This window comes from [Clostridium] symbiosum (genome assembly GCA_036419695.1).
Classification (GTDB): domain Bacteria; phylum Bacillota; class Clostridia; order Lachnospirales; family Lachnospiraceae; genus Otoolea; species Otoolea symbiosa_A.
Genome location: CP143946.1, coordinates 1,670,079 through 1,687,055, shown reverse-complemented (window position 1 = coordinate 1,687,055; position 16,977 = coordinate 1,670,079). Strand labels below are relative to the sequence as shown.

Here is a 16,977-nt window from a genome sequence, read left to right as displayed (position 1 = left end):
TATGTACTTCACCGTAACTCCTGCTCAGTTCGTCTGATCAGATCCTCCTGGAGCTGTTTGCTAAGTCCCGTAAAGAACGCACTGTATCCGGCGACACGAACAATAAGGTCACGGTGGTTTTCCGGATGAATTTGTGCATCCTTCAAAGTAGCCTGATCTACTATATTAAATTGAACATGCCAAACCCCCGCAGCCATCGCACCTTTTACATATTCAACAAATCGCTGCAAACCGTCTTCATCCGCAACTGACGAAGGAGTAATTTTAACATTTAGTATTGAGCCGCCGCTCATCAAATCATGGTTCAATTTTCCGCACGAAATAGCAACCGCTGTAGGGCCGGAGATATCAGCGCCATTGCAGGGAGAATTCCCGTTAGCAAGAGGCGTGTAATCCTTTCTTCCATCCGGAAGCGCACACACTGCTGTACCATATGGCACATTAGAAGAAACAGAGCTAAAGCCGGGATGGAACCGTCCACCGTACAAACTTCTGTATTTATCTGTTTCCAATCCATAAATCTCAACTACTTTCCTGGCAATATTATCCACATCCTCAATATCATTGCCATAACAGTCTGTCTTAGCGGATAAGATTTGTCTCATTTCTTCGTAGCCTTCGAAGTTGTGATCCATAGCCTCCAGCACTTCCGCCATTGTATATTTCTGTTCCTCAAACACCCACTTTTTAAGAGCTGACAGGGAATCTGCCACATCGGCCAACCCAATTCCTCTTGGTGTAGGACCCGAATTTATCAGAGCTCCACCTGCGCTTTTATCTCTCGCATTTCCAATGCAATCCTGAATAAAACTGGAAATAAACGGCGTTGGGCAAACATCCCTGTGCGCTTTTTCTACTTTTACAATCTCCTCGGAATAAACCTTTATCAAATAAGAAAGCTGCTTTTCAAATGCATCCAGAACTTCCTGAAAACTCTTAAACTGAGAGGCATCACCGGTATGGATACTGACCTGTTTATTTCCTTTTTTCCAGTAACCGTCGTGCAAGGCTAATTCTAATGCAGATGCAACATTAAGATATCCGGCGTTGTGCGTGCCTTTGTCTTTACGCGTCGGCTGAATACCCGCGCAGCCCACAGAGGAATAGTCCCTGGCGTCTTCCAGGGAAATACCCTTGTACACCAAAGCGGAAACGCATCTTCCGTCATTAAAGAACGAGGGATGTCCCGCACCTTTTCTGGCCAGCCGACAGGCTTGCTCTACCAGGGAATCCGGGGTTCCTTCAAAATAACGGAATGAAATGGAAGGTTGGTGAAGCAATGTGTTCATTGAAGCCTGCAAACACATATAACTAAGCTTGTTGCTCGCATCCTTACCGTCAGGGGTCTGCCCTCCAACCATGATCTGCTGCTGAGAAGGGAATCCCGATGCAATTTGCGAATGATAATCTGTATTAATATAATTTGTCTCCGGGAATTTCATCCACAGGCAGTCGACCAGCTCCTGGGCCTGCTCCTCAGTAATCCGTCCCGTCTCCAAATCTGCCTTCAGATACGGATATGCATACTGGTCCAAACGCCCACAGCCAAAACATCTTTCATATGCTTCCATCTGAATGCCAATAAAAGTGAACCAGACTGCCTGCAGACATTCCTGAAATGTTCGCGGCGGTAAGCCTGGGACACGATCACACGCTTCTGCAATTGTAAGAAGCTCCTGTTTCCTTCTACTGTCGCTCTCTGTTTCCGCTTTTTTTCTTGCCAGATTTGCATATCTGTGCGCAAAATTTGTAATTGCATCTGCACAAATAATCACTGCTTTCAGGAAATTAATTCCTTCCTGATCATGCTGGGCCTCGGCAAGCTCAAGCCTTTTTTCTGCATTTGCTTTGATTCCCTGGAAACCTATCGCCAACACAGTCTGGTAATCCGGGGTTATATGTCCGGCAGGACCGTTGAGCGGTACATCTAAAGAAAAAATATTTGTGCCTCCGGAAACGGTGTTTTCCGGATCCTTCAGGAACAGCTTTTTCGCATACATAGGCATATCATCAAAAACATAACTATACATTCCTGTACCATGCCATTTATGTAGTTTCTCTTCTAACACCAGCCTGTCCTCTTCAGGGTATTCAAATCGATCGATTTCCCTGGTCGTCAGTTTTCGATATTCCCCAATGAGAGAATCCCCCAGTGTTTCCGGATAAATGGGAAACGCGCGCGGCTTACGCCCAAATGAACCAGCAAACAGCTGATCCTCCTCGATATAAATTGACCGCTCATTTAAAAAAATGGAATATGCTTTTGCCAAAGCAATAATACGCGGATCATCCTTTACCGTATCAGATTCTTTAAAAACTCTTGTATAAATCAAAGCGCGCTCAATATCTACATTAGGTTTGTAAGTCATGAATCTTTGCCTTAATCTTTTTACTCTATCTGTCGCCTCGTAATACATTATTAAACCTCCTTTGCAATTACATTTTCTTTACAACAACATCTCTTCCGCTTTCCTTAAGCACGTGTTGATAGGTAATCAGCATTTCAACCGTACTGTTCGGGTAGTCCGCAAATTCATAGTTCATTCCCAGCTTTTTGTATTTTATCTCGCCATAGTTATGAAAGGGCAACACTTCAACGCCGGTACAATTCTGCAGTTTCTTCAGGAAACAACCTGCCTCCATCGCATCTTTTGTCGTATCATTCATGCCCGGAATAACCGGTATACGGACAGTAAATACCTTCTTCCGATTTTCTTCCTTTCCCATAAAATCATTTACTTTCTGCAGATTTTCCAGTATCCGGGTATTGCTCACTCCTGTAGTTGTCAAATGTAACGCGGGATTAACTGTTTTCAAATCCACAAACGCAGTATCGGTAACTGTTAAAATTCTTTCAAGATGGGCCCACTGTCCATATCCGCTGGTTTCTATTGCGGTGTTGATTCCATCCTCTTTACATGCCTTCAGGACTTCATACACAAATTCAGGTTGTTCTAATATTTCACCTCCCCCCAGTGTCACCCCACCGTTGGATGATTTATAAAAAGGTTTATCACGTCTGACGATATCCAGCGCTTCCTGTACTGTGATTTCACGTCCTGCAACTGTTTTGGCGCCGGAGGGACACGCTTTTGCACACTCTCCGCAATGCGTACACTTCGCGCGGTCGATCGTGAATCCCTCCTCCTGACTAAGATGAACCGCGTCAAATTGACATACATCCAGGCATTTTCCGCACCCAATACATCGTGTCAAATCATAGAGAATATCGTCCTGGTGTTGCAATCCTTCCGGATTGCAACACCAGCGGCACCGCAGCGGACATCCTTTCATAAAAATCAATGTCCGTATGCCAGGTCCGTCATGCAATGAATATCTTTGTATATCAAATATTTTTCCACTTATACTCATTTAATGTACCTCTATCCCACGAATTCAAAACTGTATACGATTGGAATCAGTACGATTGCCAGAACCGCCCACATTATGTTAATTGGAGTGCCGATTCTAAGAAAATCTTTAAAGCGGTAACCGGCTGGTAACGTCATAGTGATTGCGGTTCCGCCGATAGGCGTAGCCGCTGTCAGGTTTGCAGCAACTGCAACTGCCATTACAAATGTATACGGGTTTACTCCCATTTGCGCGGCAATCGCAATATAGATAGGCGTCATCATTGCCGCAGTTGCAGTATTGGACATAATATTTGTTAATACGGTAATTACGATTACGCATGCAGCGGTCTGTGCCAGCAGATTGGTGCCAACTAAATTAACTGCTGTTTCCGCCACCATCTTACCTGCGCCAGAATCATTCATCGCAGCTGCAATGGTCTGTGCGAAAGCCATAACAAAAATTGTATTCCAGTCCACTGCTTCTTTGACTGCTTCTTTAAAAGACACGCACCCGGTAAGCATAGCGGCAGCCGCGCCAATCAGAGCAATAATACCGGTCTTCCCCCAACCTGCTACGAAACCTGCTACACAAAATACCAGGATGCCAACAGAAAACCAGGTCTTCCAAGTGGTTTTTACATTTTCAATGGTACTTACATCTACCGCAGCAACCGTGTCCTCGAAATCTAAATGTTTATTCATCATGTTATATCCAACCGTTGCAAAATAAACAATCAGGCAAATAAACATAGGAAGGACAACGGGTACAAAGTCAAACATACCAAACAACGGCAGACCCTGCTGTTCCAATATTGAGTTAGCCATCGGCTGTGCCGTGGAGCCTACCAGAGTAAGTGCACCGCCAATCGCTGTAGCTAATCCCAGAGGCATCAATAAGTTTTTGTTTTTCAACTTGCCGTTTGAAGCCGCTACCATAGCTCCAATTAGCGGAATGAACGTTGCGACAACAGCAGTATTAGAAAGAAAAGCGCTTAAGAGTCCAGAGGCAATCATGATAATAACCATTACGACTCTCTCATTGCTTGCAAATTTTGCTTTCATAATCGACTTGCCAACCAGCAGCACTGCGCCGGTTTTAAATAAAGCGTTACCAACAATCATCATTCCCATAATCATTAAAGTCAAATTACTTGACCAACCGGAAAAGACCTTATCCGTTGCAACACATCCAAATACGCCCAATACGATGGCCGACCCCATTGCAACCAGACCTGCCGGCCATTTATCTCTGGCAAAAATAATCAATGTTATTAATACAACGATTAAAGTAAAATAAGGAATGCCAATTACCCCTGCAATTGCTGTGAACATGTTTTCTTACCCTCCCGTTTTTTTCATTTTTACGAAGCGCTACGTTGTTTAAAGTATAGCAAAATCAAACTTATGATCAATCTCAGCTTTGTTAACAGTATCTTTTCAAATAACGTAACAATTAATCACTTTATTAACTTTATGGAAACGAATTATCTCTCTCCATGGATTCTTGGGAACTCGTCATCCCTTATAAAATTATCCTTAAAAGCGCTCATATGAACAGATTGAATACCTGTATGGAATTTTTTTTGCCGGAAGGCCTTGAAATACAATTATTTTCGAGCAATCTGAAGAACGCCAGCAACCTTGCAGGTTTGCTGACGTTCTTTGTGCCATTACTGGTTGAAATTGATATTTTAATTTATGGTTTCGGAGAAAAAGATGCCTTTTCTCAAACATCTTAGAAGACGGAAAAGGGAGCAGATAAAAGAGAACAGCGCCGGAAAACGCCCTTAATGCAACAACGTAACGATGAAAAGTACACTCCGCGAACCTTTCACCGCCCTCAACGATAACCTGCACGTTTCACGAGCAAATCACCGTCTTCAATCAAAAGAATTATCCTCGTTTTCAGTTTGTGAAGATTGATTGTTAAGATGCGTCTTTTCAAAAATCCTTGAATACTCTTGAATTGAATCCAATAGGCTCTGCATATTTTTTGTTAAGTAGCGATCCTTTCGCCAATAAATAGCAATTTTTCTTTTTGGCATATCAGTCTCGACCGGTACTGATCTCAAATCTGCTAAAAAACCCATTGATAATGCTAAATCAGTAGTAAAAGCAATATAGTTATCTGCACCGTACATTAGTTCTCGGCGGAAAAAAATATCGCTTTCAATTATATTTTTAAATGATACATTATTACGTTTGCAAAGTTCATCGAAGTATTTGCGTAAGGATTCCTGTTTTGAAAGCACAATTATTTTTTCATTTGTTAAATCTTTTAGTGATACTTGTTTTGTGTGTAGCTGGATTTGCGGGCTAAGGACTACCACTGGAGATTCATTATGTATTAATATTGAACTATTCCAATTTGCGTGATGGAAATCGCTTTCTGGCGAAATAATAAAATCATATTGATCTATATTAGTCTCATTTGCAAGGCTGGGAAGAGTAAGTTTGATTCGTGAAATAAATACGTTTTGATTGGTAGCTAAAAAGGTGTTTAAAAAACCAAGCCAATATTGATGAGAAAATGTTCCAATACGAATAACTTCGTTTGCATTTTCCTGCGTTTCAGAAAGCCGTTTGATCCCTTCGTCTAATGCATTGAGGGATTGATCGACATATTGTAAGAATAATAATCCACGTTCGTTGAGTTTTATATTCCTGCCAACACGATTAAATAATTTAACGCCTAACTCACATTCAAGTCTGGATATAATAACACTTAACGCTGGAACAGAATAATTGAGCTCTTCTGCTGCTTTTGTAAGGTGTTCATACCGTGCCAATATTTTGAAGCAATATAGCTGATTTAAATTCAAAGTATTACCTCCCACCAATTTCAAAACCACCGGACTTTAGCTTATAAATATCAACCTGCAATATAAAATCGCTAAAATATACCAGGAAAAATAAAATCGTCTCTGGCAAAGTATTTACCAAAGACGTCAACAGCATATCCAGAAAATATGTCTAGGTGGAGATGAAAATTCCTTTATCAAAGGACGTAAGCCCTTCCAAAATGTTCCCTCACAACTTGCGGCATCTTTCGCCCATCCTGCTGGTATGGCAATGGCATCGCCAAGTTGAGTTTTGTTTTCTCCAACCAACCTGCATCTATCGTTTCTCCACCGGAACAAACCATGGCTGGCAATTTGGACTTATCACCTCAGACGGACCCTATATTTTGTCCATTATCATATCAAAATATCTGTGGCAATACCTATATAACGACTGTATTTTAGCACGATTTCCATGTATTATCAAGACTTTTCGATTATGGCATCGGCGCAGCATGCCTTAAAACACAGTCCTACACCTCCTACGGACTATCTCTGCAATTGCCCTCTGTTGTTCCTTGCCACAATTGTAACCCTTACCTTTTGCCAGTTTTTTATGTAATCTGAATAATCTTTAAGGTATTTTTCTTTCTTTATTAAGTTTTCTCGTTTATAATAGCGGAAATATACGGATGAGGAGGGTAATAATGATTGATGAAATGATAAAGTACAATGAGGAATTTGTAAGAGATGGTTCCTACCGGCGCTACGCCGCAGATAAGTACCCGCGCAAAAAACTGGCCATCCTTTCCTGCATGGACACCCGCCTGGTCGAACTTCTCCCCGCCGCCCTGGGAATTAAGAACGGGGATGTAAAGATGATAAAGAATGCCGGAGGAATGATTACCGATCCGCTCGACACCTCCATCCGGAGCCTGCTCATCGCCATCCTGGAACTGAAGGTAACGCAGGTGATGGTCATCGCCCACACCTGCTGCGGCGTGTCCGGCATCACCCCGGACCGAATCAGAATCCATCTAAAAGAACATGGAATTACAGAAGAGGCCATCCTTCAGATGGAACAAAGCGGACTCGACTTCAACCGCTGGTTCCAGGGGTTTGAGACGCCGGGGGAGGAGGTAAAGCGCTCCGTCTCAATCCTTAAGAATCATCCTCTAATCCCTTCGGATATTACCATCACCGGTTTTGTTATGGATGTGGAGACCGGGCTGCTGGAACCTGTCTGCTGAGACGGGTTCTTTTTAATTGAGGAATGAGAACGCCGCCGGGACGGTCGGGGGGCGGAATGGTGAGGGGGAATTATGAGTCTTCAATCCCGGGCTGTAGGTTGTCGCGGGTGGGGAATACGGGCAGAAAAAGTTCCTCCGGGAAACGCTTGCGCTCTTTGGAGTACATAACGGACACTAACCTCGAAAATACCTCGGTAAGTGCCGATGAACTCCCAGGTTCCCTCCGGAATCTTTTTCTCCCGGATTCCCCACAGGAAGGTTATGCCCCGGGACTGAAGACGCGAAGGTTTTCGCCATCCCGGACCCCGGCCTGCGGCCGCTGAATTGTTCTTATTCCTTCAAAGAGGGGGGTATTGTCGCTGCCACTACATTTCCCCGAATTCCAGAAGAATGCCTCCTGCACGGTATTAAATCAATGTAAAAGAGCCACAACTACATTGTGGCCGCGACAATACCTCCCCCAACACTTGACGAAAGAGACAATCAGCCCCTGAAGCCGGCGGACGGGGCAACACACTTCCCTGAGTCTTCAGTCCCGTCGACAACCTGCCGGGGAAGGAAGGAGAAAAGATTCCGAAGGGGACATTGGAATCCGCCGGTGCTTGATGAGGTTTTTTCGAATCTAGCACCCGCTGCGCATTCCACAAGCGGGAGCGAGTCCCCGTAGGAATTTTTTCTCCTGGATTCCCCCTCACCACAATCATCCACCGGGACTGAAGACTCATACACCCCTCCCACTCCCCCGTCCGCCGTCTTACAGAGGCGTCCTCGCATCTCAATTAAATCCCCCACACAGAACAGGGCTGCCGCTCCACAACCGAATCCCGGTTATTTCGCAACAGCCCCGCCCCATTTGAGGTAGTTCTCCTTTTGAGGTGAAGGAGTAAGTTTCTATCAGTAATTTGTCATTAAAGCGTTATTACACCGAGAACAAGACCGGCTACCATGCATACAAGGCTCACGCCCCAAATCCAGAAGAAGCTCGTTTTAATATGGTCTTTAATCTCTACGCCTGCGAGTCCCACGCCCAGGAAGGTGGCGGGTACGACAGGGCTTATGAAGGTTGCACAGTTACGGCAGACTACCATGGCGATTGCAATGTGCGCCGGGTCTACCCCAAACTTGCTTCCCACTCCGATCAGAACCGGCAGAAGTCCGTAGAAATAGGAATCTGTACAGAACATCATGGTCAGCGGCACGGACAGGACTCCGATAATCAGAGGCAGGAACCGTCCCATGGCCTGTGGGATAAAGGAGGCCAGGATGTTGGCCATGTGGTTCATAATCTCACTTTCCTCCAGGACTCCCAGGAACACGCCCGCCGCGAGAATCGTGGATGCCATCATGAGGGCCGGGCCGGAATGTGATTTGATAATCTTATTCTGCAGCTTTGCACCGGGATAGTTTACCAGCAGGGCCGCAACACAGCCGAGCATGAAGGTAAAGTAAGAAGGCACCGGAAGGAAAATCAGGCAGATAATAATCACCAGGGTCAGGCAGATATTGAACCAGAACAGGTTCGGACGCACCAGCTCACTGTGCTCCGCACTGTTTGCCGCCTCTTCCGTGATCTCCGTGTCTTCAATTTCAAGCGTACTGTTAATGCCCGCGCCCCTTCTCTTCTCCACGGTTCCCCAGAAGAAAGCTGTAAAAAGCGCAATGATGATACCAACAATCTGCATCGGCAGAAGCTGCATCCAGAGAACATTTGCCTCCACGCCCAGCACAGAAGCGGAACGCATCGTAGGTCCTCCCCAGGGGAGAAGGTTCATAACGCCCATCGCAGTTACACAGATTAAAAGCAGCGTGGTCGGACGCATTTTCAGCTTTTTATAAACAGGGAGCATGGCTGGAATCGTAATCAGGAATGTGGAAGCGCCGCCTCCGTCCAGGTGGCCTATCATGGCAATGATGCATGACATCATGGCGACACCCACCACGTTATTGCCCACTTTTTTCATAAGGGCATTGATAATGCGGTCAAACATACCGGCATCCGTCATGATACCAAAAAACAGTACGGAGAAAATAAACAGCGCTGCGGTGGAATGCACGCCCGAAACACCTTTCTTAATAAAATCCCCCATCTCACTGACCGTGAATGTTCCTGTCAGCACAAGAATTGCCGCCGTTACAGTGGATACCCCGATAAAAGCGATGGCCGGAACCGTAACGTTCCTCAGCAGTAAAACAATGATCATGATTATGGTTGCAAACCCTAAAGCAGCAAGCATGGTCTCATTCATGTTTTATTCCTCCTCTTTCTTTTTCATCTCTTTGTTATGAGCCAATTATAAAAGCCCAACCTTACACATTTCCATTCTCTCTCTTAAATTCATGTAAGAGAAATCTTAAAAAACGTTAAGATTGGGCTTTTTGTTCCGGCGGATGTTAAGGTTTCAGGCCATTCGACGGCTCCGGTTGTTAAAATTTAGTTTTTACTGCTCTTATGGCCTTTAATATGGCTGAATCCGACACCGGCTTATCAATATATTCATCTATAATCTTCCTTTGCTTCGCCTCCAGAATCTCCTTTGTAACCTGTTCCGTCATCACGATACGGATCAGTCCCGGATTCTGTCCCTGGATGGACATGCAGAAGTCCACAGCGCTTCTGCCGCCTATGCCCTGTTCCGCCGCCACAGCGTCGAACTCCTGTGTTTTCAACAGGTTTCTGGCCTCCTCAAAGTTCATGCAGGACACCGTCAGGACGCCGAGTTTCCCAAAATTCTTTTCCAGAAGCTTAAGCACTTTGGCATTGTCATCCACGATCAGGAGCCTTAAAAGCTCCCCGTCACGGTTCTCTCCGTCCGCGTCTTCCTGTTCCTCGTCATCCGTCATCTCATTGACGGGCAGATAGATGTGGAAAGTACTGCCCTCGCCGGGGCAGCTTTCCGCAAAAATAAATCCTTTATGGGATGTGATAATCTGCTCCACCAGGGCCAGTCCGAGTCCCGTCCCCTTGCTGCCTTTCTTGGTCGTAAAGAACGGGTCGAATATCTGTTTTAAGACCTCCTCGGACATGCCGCAGCCGTTGTCCGAGATATCTAACCTGATATAATGCTCCCAGTCCCCCGGCACCGCCGACAGATGGTGCTCTAAAAGCTCCCTTGACTCCGCCGTCCGGGCGCTGACCGTGATTAATCCCTCCTGATGGCCGATGGCATGGATGGCGTTGACACAGATATTCAGGATTACCTGGTTCATCTGGGTCTCATTGCCGAGAAAATGTTCTTCTTTAAGGGCTATATTATCCGAAAGGCGGACATTGGCCGGGCATACGGACTGCACCATCTTAAGCGCCCTGCGGAAGACCCTGGCCGCATCCAGGTTTTTATATGCCGTCTCCATATTCTTGCGGCTAAGTGAGGATATCTGCTGGATAATCTCCTTTGCCTTGGCTGAGGCCTCATATATCTCGGAGGCGCTGTCATACAGTTCCGAATCCTCCGGCAGGTCCATCATCATCAAATCCGCGTATCCCATAATCGGCGTGAGGAGATTGTTAAACTCATGGGCAATTCCGCCCGTCATCGTTCCCATAATCTGCAGCCTCTGCTGGTGCGCGATCCTCTCCTCACTCTGGTGCATGGACTCTAAAATCCGGTTCAGTTCCAGGAGATAGGCTATCTCCTCCGTATCATGTTTTTTCTGCGTCAGCAGCTTTGCCATGTAGAATGCCATGATAAGGATGGCCGCCATGATTCCCACAAACACCAGCGCCAGCTTCGTAAAGCCCTCGGCGACCGGAATGTAGATGTCACTGTAGTCGATGACGGCGCTCACCACCAGGAAACCTCCCCCAATGATGGCCGGCGAATAGGCGCTGATTTTCTTCACCCTCGGCGCTCCCGGTTTTGTCCACCAGTAGGAATAATATTCCAGCACGCCCTCCTCTCCCTTATTCTGGCTCTCCACCATCTTGTCAAGGCTTGACAGATCCTTGTCTGGATACATCTTCTGGCGTCCGTCTATGACGTCGATGCCCCACTGCTCCTTCTGCGGATGCATCAGGATGATCCCATTTGAATCCTTCACCACGACATAACCGTTGGTTCCCAGGCGGATTCCCGAAATCAGGGATCGGTAATAAGCTGTCTCATTTATTACGATGGAAATCGACGTACCGTCCCAGCGTTCCATCCTGAGAACCAGGTAAATCTCTCCGTCGTCCAGCCTGCACTGGCGAAAGCTCAGGCCGTCGTTAATCTCAGTGACCGAAAAAACTTCCGTAACCTGCCGGCCTTTTGTACTTTTGATAACGGTGCCGTCGGTCTCCTCCACGATCACGTCGTACACAAAGCGTTCATGGGAGTCTACATATCCCTGAAGGATATCCCATTCTTCATGTCCTCCGATCCAACGGTTTTCAGATTCCATCGTGCAGAGCGCGTTCAGATCCGCCTCATATTCTTCGATAAAAATTTCCAGGTTGTCCCCCAGGCTCTGCGCCGTCAGAAGCATCTGTTTTTTCTGGTTGTCGATTATCGTCTTCTTATACTCCTCCCAGATACTGAATCCGAGAGCGGAAAACATTAACACCACGATGAGCAGTACTACCGCCATAAAGATGGCAATATATTTCTTTTCCTTTTTATCATCTTTTATTTTTTGCATGAAGCTGTCCCTCAGTTTCCGAAGCTCCCCCATATTGTAATCCTCTCTTACCTGTACCGGCCATATTTTTCATTTCAGCATATGATTGACTTGCACTCTCCTTAATATTATAATAATTCCAGCAATAAGTACATCTGATTTTCAACCGGCACACTTCGAAAACAAAAAAGGTTTGGGGGATACTATGGCGGATAAGGTTTTGATCGTAGATGACGATCCGGCAATTTACAGGTTACTGGAAAAAATCATGCACAGTTATGATCTGGAGACTACGGTCGCAGACAGCGGGAATGCCGCTTTGAATCTTTTAAAAACCCATGCCTACGATATGATCCTCATGGATATCACGCTGGGCGACATGGAGGGTTTTGAGGTAATTAAGAAGCTCCGTAGCCAGGGCATTCAGACTCCCGTGATGATTGTAAGCGGCAGGAATGAGGATTATGACTCCCTGTATGGGCTTTCCGTAGGCGCGGACGACTACGTCACAAAACCGTTCCGTCCCGTAGTTCTCGGCGCAAAGGTCAAGGCGCTGATCCGCCGCAATAAGAATATGGTTCTCGGCCAGTCCGATCTTTTAGAATGCGGGCCGTTCACCTATAACACCTCCACAATGCGCTTTTATAAGGGCGATGAGGAAATTATGCTCTCCTCCAAAGAAAACAGCCTGATGCTCCTGTTTATGAAACATCCGGGACAGGTCTTTACCAAGGATATGATCTATGAGCACGTCTGGGGAACCAGTGTAGCCATCGATGACAATGCCATCATGGTTTACATCAACCGCCTGCGCGGCAAAATCGAAGAGAACCGGCAAAAACCGGAGCATATTGTCACGGTCAGGGGGCTAGGCTACCGCTTCGTCCCTTAGGCTTTCCCATTTACTCAATAGTAAACAGACAATCTTACATGCAAAAAGGATTTCCCTTAAATTTTATTAAGAGAAATCCTTTTTTAATTGACGGCTCCAGCCGTATCCGGCCCGCTCTGTCCATCCGGCGTATTCAGTATCACATAGGCGGTAAAATGTGATTTATCATACTCCGCCTTCATAATTCCCTGGTATTTTTCCGCCACTTTCCTTACGGACGGCAGTCCCACGCCTTCGCCCCCATGTTTGGTAGAATAGAATACTCCGTTCCTCTTATCGACTGCATTACCGTGTGTATTTTTTACCATAACAATCAGCTGTCGGCCCTTCATGCGGACATTGACCTTAATGTACCGTTCTCCTTCCTTCTGGCCGATACAGGCTTCCGCCGCATTCTCCACCAGATTGCCGAAAATAATGCAGAGATCCGTATCTGAAATTCCGGGGTCCTGCGGGATGTCAGCCGTGACTTCCATCTCAATTCCGCAATTTTCCGCCATTCCCGCATAGTGCTGCAGGATCACGTCGACCACATGGTTCCTGCAGAGGGTGATATCCATCCCGGCCCCGTATTCCGGCAGCAGTTCTTTTAAATACCGCCTCACTTCCTGTGTATCCCCGCTCTCGGCAATCCCGCTCAGCGTCATCAGATGATGTCTCCAGTCGTGGCGGAGTCTTTTCGTCTTCTCGATGTTTTCCAACAGCTTTTCATACTGCGCCTCCTGCATTCTGAGCTGAAGCGTAATAAGCTTCGTCTGTTCCGCCGCCGTAATTCCTTCATGCGTCTGGATAATCATCTGAAGCGTCACCCAGAAGAGCGCGTAGGTCGTGAAGGACCAGAGAATGGTAAATATGATATCCTCTGTCCCCATGTGTATCGGTTTTTTCCAGTAATCACTGATGAACTTGACATAGAACACCATGTAGGTAAGAGCTGGAATCGCCCAGATAAACCGCCAGAGCGAGGAAGAGACATTCATCTCAATTACCCGCCTGTACAGATTCTCGAACAGGCTGAAAAGCAGAGGGATATACAGGACAAGTACTGCCATTGCGTAAATCAGCTTTGAGAGATCATAGGAAAAAGGCAGATGCAGCACTTTTCCCATGACTTTTGCCACAACCATGATATTGACATAGAGGTTCAATACCACCAGCACCAGGAAGAGGGTCTCCAGACGGCTGCACCGGACGCTCATCTGAAACAGAATCACGGCCGATGTAATCCAGAGCAGAATGCCAAATGTGCTGTATCTGTTAAAATACCGGTCCGATGTCAGAAACAGGATGGTTACCATCACCGTGATAAGGATCAGCAGGGAGACCAGCAGCCATGTCTGCAGGACGCTCCGCTTATACCGGCTTTTCAGAGGGATAAAAACAACATAGGCAAACACAATACAGGTAATCGAAACTCTGAGTGCGATGCAAACGAGATCCATATCCACTGAACTCCCCCCTTCCCGCCTGCGTTATTCTTCCTGTGGCAGCCGCTCCTCCTGCAGCCCATTTTCGCGTTCCATCTCCCGATGTTCCAGCATGAATTTCTTCATTTCCTCCCCCGGCATCGGTCTGGAGTAATAGAATCCCTGAATCTGATCCACCTGGAAATCCACCACCAGTTTTCTCTGTTCCCTTGTCTCAACGCCCTCGGCAACCACGCTCATTCCCAGCGCTTTGAACGCGCTTATCATATACTCCACCGCATGATAAGCCGATTCTTTCTCCATCGCGGCCCATACCAGGCTTTTATCGAGTTTGACAAGGCTGAAGGGAACGTTTAACACCGTTGCAATATTGGAGTAGCCTGTTCCAAAGTCATCCAGTCCCACTGTAATCCCGTGTTCTTTCATTTTCACGCAGAATTCGGTCACCACCTTGGTATTTTCCGCCAGTGTGCTCTCCGTAAATTCAATCTTAACCATTGACATTGGCGTATGATTCCGCCTGATAATTTGAAGCGTCTTCTCCGCCAGCTCCGGCTCCGAAAACTGGATCGCGGAGTAATTCACATGAATGGCATCCATGTGGATCCCCGCTTCCTCCAGCTCGTTTATGTACTTACACACCTTGTCGAGTATGACATAGGTAATCTCAATGATGAGTCCCGTCTCCTCCGCCACAGGAATGAACTCGGAAGGATAGATCGGACCGATCGGCGTATTGTTTAACCGCATCAGCGACTCGGCGCAGCGGAAATTGCCGTCCTTTACAAAATAAATGGGCTGATAATACATTTCAAAGCTCTGCCTGGAAAGCCCGTCCTTCAGTATCTGTATTACCCTGCGTCTGCGGTCCAGCTTTGCAAGCATAGCCTCATCGCAGTAGCAGATGGAACTGTTCTTATCATTCTTTGCCTGGTACACCGCATATTCGATCGAATTAACTGCCATCTCAAGTGTATAGTCCTGCCGCACGCGGTGTATCACCCCCATGGCAGTGGAAAGCATAAACCTGAAGTCGGCAATTTCCCACGGCTGCCGCATTCGCTCCCGGATTGAGATAAGACACTTTTTTATCTCCTCATCGTCCTCTCTGGTAAAAAGAAGGGCAAATTCATCGCCGCTGAACCGGTAGACCCCGTCCCGTGGGCCGACCTGACAGAGAAAACCGCAGACCGCCCTGAGGAATTCATCGCCTCTGTGCTGTCCGCAGATATTATTCACCTGCCGGAACTCCCTGAGGGATACGACGGCCAGCGTAAACTGTTTTTCCGGATGCTTCTTAATCAAAAGGCCCAGCATGTCTAAAAGTTCCTGACGGTTCGGCACATTTGTCAGATAGTCTCTCGTGATCTGCCGGTTCTGGAAATGAAGATAGATGATAAGCATTGCACAGGTAGCCGCTGAGCCGGAGAGGATCACCTCCGGTTCGATCTGCTGTATCACAATTACCAGCACGGCCAGAAGAGGGAATACGGCCAGAATATTGTATACCTTCCGTTCCATCCTGTGCCGGTTCATGATGGTTACGGCAAGACTGGCAAGGCTGTAAATATAAAAGATTACGTAAGTGATGAAAACGTATGCTCCTCTGGCATAGCCGTACTCTTTGCTCAGACAGAACAGAATGCAGGTAAACGGGTTGGTCAGGACAAGCAGGATATAAGCGGCGCCGGGAATCATCCCGATTCCGACGAGCCATTTCAGGAATCTGCTTCCGTCGTAGATAAAGGCAATCACATAGCAGAAATAGACCAGCCCCATTAAGGGTGTAAATATAAAATAAATCGTGGTCACCGTCCAGACAAGCCACAGGGGAAACGCATCCAGAAAGTAAATCATAATGGTAGAAAGAATATTGCTCAACATCGCAACAAACGTGATGAGCAGGCACATCTGAAACGTCCTGTTTTTCAGCGAAGGCAGATGGCTCCCCGTTCTTGAATACACCCAGACAATTCCCAGAAACACAAGGGAAATAATTTCCGGCGCAATATTCCAGGTCATCGTATCACCTTCCGTTTCCGGCGCAGATGTCATTCAGACAGCACTTGTCACAGTAAGGTTTGGTCCTTGCCGTACAGACATCCCTGCCATGGTATACCAGCCTGTGGCAAAAATCACTGCCCTCCTCGGGAGGAATCAGCTTCCACAGTTCCATCTCGACTTTTTTCGGATCCTTAATGCCGTCCACAAGCCCCATCCGGTTTACCAGCCTGATACAGTGTGTATCGGTTACGATAGCCGGTTTCCCAAACACATCTCCCATAATCAGGTTGGCGCTCTTGCGCCCTACGCCCGGCAGCTTAAGCAATGCGTCAAAATCTCCCGGTACATTGCCTCCGTACTGTTCCCACAGTATTTTCATGCAGGCGCTTATGTCTCTGGCCTTGCTGCGGCCCAGGCCGCAGGGCCTTACAATCGCTTCAATCGCGTCCACATCCGCCTCGGCCAGTGATTTCACATCGGGAAATTTAGCGTACAGATCCTGTACCACCACGTTTACCCTTGCATCGGTGCACTGGGCGGCCAGACGGACGCTGACAAGAAGTTTCCATGCCTGGTTGTAGTCAAGCGTGCATCCGGCGTCGGGATATTCCTTTTTTAACCGTTTGATAATTTCAAGAGCCAGTTCCTTCTTTTCCATGACAACCTCTCTTTTCC

12 protein-coding genes are annotated in these 16,977 nt (G+C 46.8%); 3 read left to right on the top strand and 9 right to left on the bottom strand.

Annotation, left to right across the window (positions count from 1 at the left end; all coding sequences use genetic code 11):
* Window positions 1-8: 8 nt before the first annotated feature.
* From V3C10_07880 to V3C10_07870, 3 genes are read right to left on the bottom strand one after another with little or no spacing between them, the layout of a single operon-like run.
* Window positions 9-2,417 carry a formate C-acetyltransferase/glycerol dehydratase family glycyl radical enzyme gene (locus tag V3C10_07880; GenBank protein ID WVP63712.1) on the bottom strand — a complete coding sequence of 803 codons (2,409 nt, stop codon included), beginning with the start codon at window positions 2,415-2,417 and terminating at the stop codon, window positions 9-11.
* A gap of 19 nt (window positions 2,418-2,436) precedes the next feature.
* A complete protein-coding gene (locus V3C10_07875; protein ID WVP63711.1) occupies window positions 2,437-3,372 on the bottom strand; it encodes a glycyl-radical enzyme activating protein in 936 nt (311 codons plus the stop codon).
* A gap of 11 nt (window positions 3,373-3,383) precedes the next feature.
* Entirely contained in the window at window positions 3,384-4,685 is a 1,302-nt protein-coding gene (locus V3C10_07870; GenBank protein WVP63710.1) for an SLC13 family permease, read from the bottom strand.
* A gap of 218 nt (window positions 4,686-4,903) precedes the next feature.
* Between V3C10_07870 and V3C10_07865 the strand changes: the two genes are divergently transcribed.
* Window positions 4,904-5,092: a hypothetical protein gene (locus V3C10_07865; protein WVP63709.1), complete on the top strand. Its 189-nt coding sequence runs from the start codon at window positions 4,904-4,906 to the stop codon at window positions 5,090-5,092.
* Between the two features lie 141 nt (window positions 5,093-5,233).
* On the opposite strand, the gene V3C10_07860 is transcribed toward V3C10_07865, so the two are convergent.
* Complete coding sequence (locus V3C10_07860) at window positions 5,234-6,175, bottom strand: LysR family transcriptional regulator (GenBank protein WVP63708.1); 942 nt, start codon at window positions 6,173-6,175, stop codon at window positions 5,234-5,236.
* A 665-nt stretch (window positions 6,176-6,840) separates the two neighbouring features.
* Here V3C10_07860 and V3C10_07855 point away from each other — a divergent pair.
* Window positions 6,841-7,383, top strand: a complete 543-nt coding sequence (locus tag V3C10_07855; GenBank protein ID WVP63707.1) for a carbonic anhydrase — start codon at window positions 6,841-6,843, stop codon at window positions 7,381-7,383.
* A 908-nt stretch (window positions 7,384-8,291) separates the two neighbouring features.
* Here V3C10_07855 and V3C10_07850 read toward each other — a convergent pair.
* Together V3C10_07850 and V3C10_07845 are read right to left on the bottom strand one after the other, a co-directional pair.
* On the bottom strand, window positions 8,292-9,629 hold the full coding sequence (locus V3C10_07850; GenBank protein WVP63706.1) for a citrate:proton symporter: 1,338 nt from the start codon (window positions 9,627-9,629) through the stop codon (window positions 8,292-8,294).
* Window positions 9,630-9,807: 178 nt separating this feature from the next.
* Entirely contained in the window at window positions 9,808-12,033 is a 2,226-nt protein-coding gene (locus V3C10_07845) for an ATP-binding protein (protein WVP63705.1), read from the bottom strand.
* 151 nt (window positions 12,034-12,184) lie between these two features.
* Here V3C10_07845 and V3C10_07840 point away from each other — a divergent pair, with 151 nt between their 5' ends.
* Window positions 12,185-12,871: a response regulator transcription factor gene (locus tag V3C10_07840; protein ID WVP63704.1), complete on the top strand. Its 687-nt coding sequence runs from the start codon at window positions 12,185-12,187 to the stop codon at window positions 12,869-12,871.
* Window positions 12,872-12,954: 83 nt separating this feature from the next.
* On the opposite strand, the gene V3C10_07835 is transcribed toward V3C10_07840, so the two are convergent.
* Genes V3C10_07835 through nth form a run of 3 tightly spaced genes read right to left on the bottom strand, consistent with a single transcriptional unit; the run spans window position 12,955 to window position 16,960 of the window.
* Window positions 12,955-14,313 (bottom strand): GHKL domain-containing protein, encoded by a 1,359-nt coding sequence (locus V3C10_07835; GenBank protein WVP63703.1) that lies wholly within the window; start codon window positions 14,311-14,313, stop codon window positions 12,955-12,957.
* A gap of 30 nt (window positions 14,314-14,343) precedes the next feature.
* A complete protein-coding gene (locus V3C10_07830; protein ID WVP63702.1) occupies window positions 14,344-16,320 on the bottom strand; it encodes an EAL domain-containing protein in 1,977 nt (658 codons plus the stop codon).
* A 4-nt stretch (window positions 16,321-16,324) separates the two neighbouring features.
* The gene (gene nth, locus V3C10_07825) at window positions 16,325-16,960 is read right to left on the bottom strand and encodes an endonuclease III (protein WVP63701.1); all 636 of its coding nucleotides are present in this window, start codon (window positions 16,958-16,960) and stop codon (window positions 16,325-16,327) included.
* Window positions 16,961-16,977: the final 17 nt, after the last annotated feature.

What these genes read in the sequence shown, in the direction of transcription:
- V3C10_07880 (WVP63712.1), bottom strand. Translation starts at nt 2,417, where the DNA reads ATGTATTACGAGGCGACAGATAGAGTAAAAAGATTAAGGCAAAGATTC.
- V3C10_07875 (WVP63711.1), bottom strand. Translation starts at nt 3,372, where the DNA reads ATGAGTATAAGTGGAAAAATATTTGATATACAAAGATATTCATTGCAT.
- V3C10_07870 (WVP63710.1), bottom strand. Translation starts at nt 4,685, where the DNA reads ATGTTCACAGCAATTGCAGGGGTAATTGGCATTCCTTATTTTACTTTA.
- V3C10_07865 (WVP63709.1), top strand. Translation starts at nt 4,904, where the DNA reads ATGAACAGATTGAATACCTGTATGGAATTTTTTTTGCCGGAAGGCCTT.
- V3C10_07855 (WVP63707.1), top strand. Translation starts at nt 6,841, where the DNA reads ATGATTGATGAAATGATAAAGTACAATGAGGAATTTGTAAGAGATGGT.
- V3C10_07850 (WVP63706.1), bottom strand. Translation starts at nt 9,629, where the DNA reads ATGAATGAGACCATGCTTGCTGCTTTAGGGTTTGCAACCATAATCATG.
- V3C10_07845 (WVP63705.1), bottom strand. Translation starts at nt 12,033, where the DNA reads ATGGGGGAGCTTCGGAAACTGAGGGACAGCTTCATGCAAAAAATAAAA.
- V3C10_07840 (WVP63704.1), top strand. Translation starts at nt 12,185, where the DNA reads ATGGCGGATAAGGTTTTGATCGTAGATGACGATCCGGCAATTTACAGG.
- V3C10_07835 (WVP63703.1), bottom strand. Translation starts at nt 14,313, where the DNA reads ATGGATCTCGTTTGCATCGCACTCAGAGTTTCGATTACCTGTATTGTG.
- V3C10_07830 (WVP63702.1), bottom strand. Translation starts at nt 16,320, where the DNA reads ATGACCTGGAATATTGCGCCGGAAATTATTTCCCTTGTGTTTCTGGGA.
- nth (WVP63701.1), bottom strand. Translation starts at nt 16,960, where the DNA reads ATGGAAAAGAAGGAACTGGCTCTTGAAATTATCAAACGGTTAAAAAAG.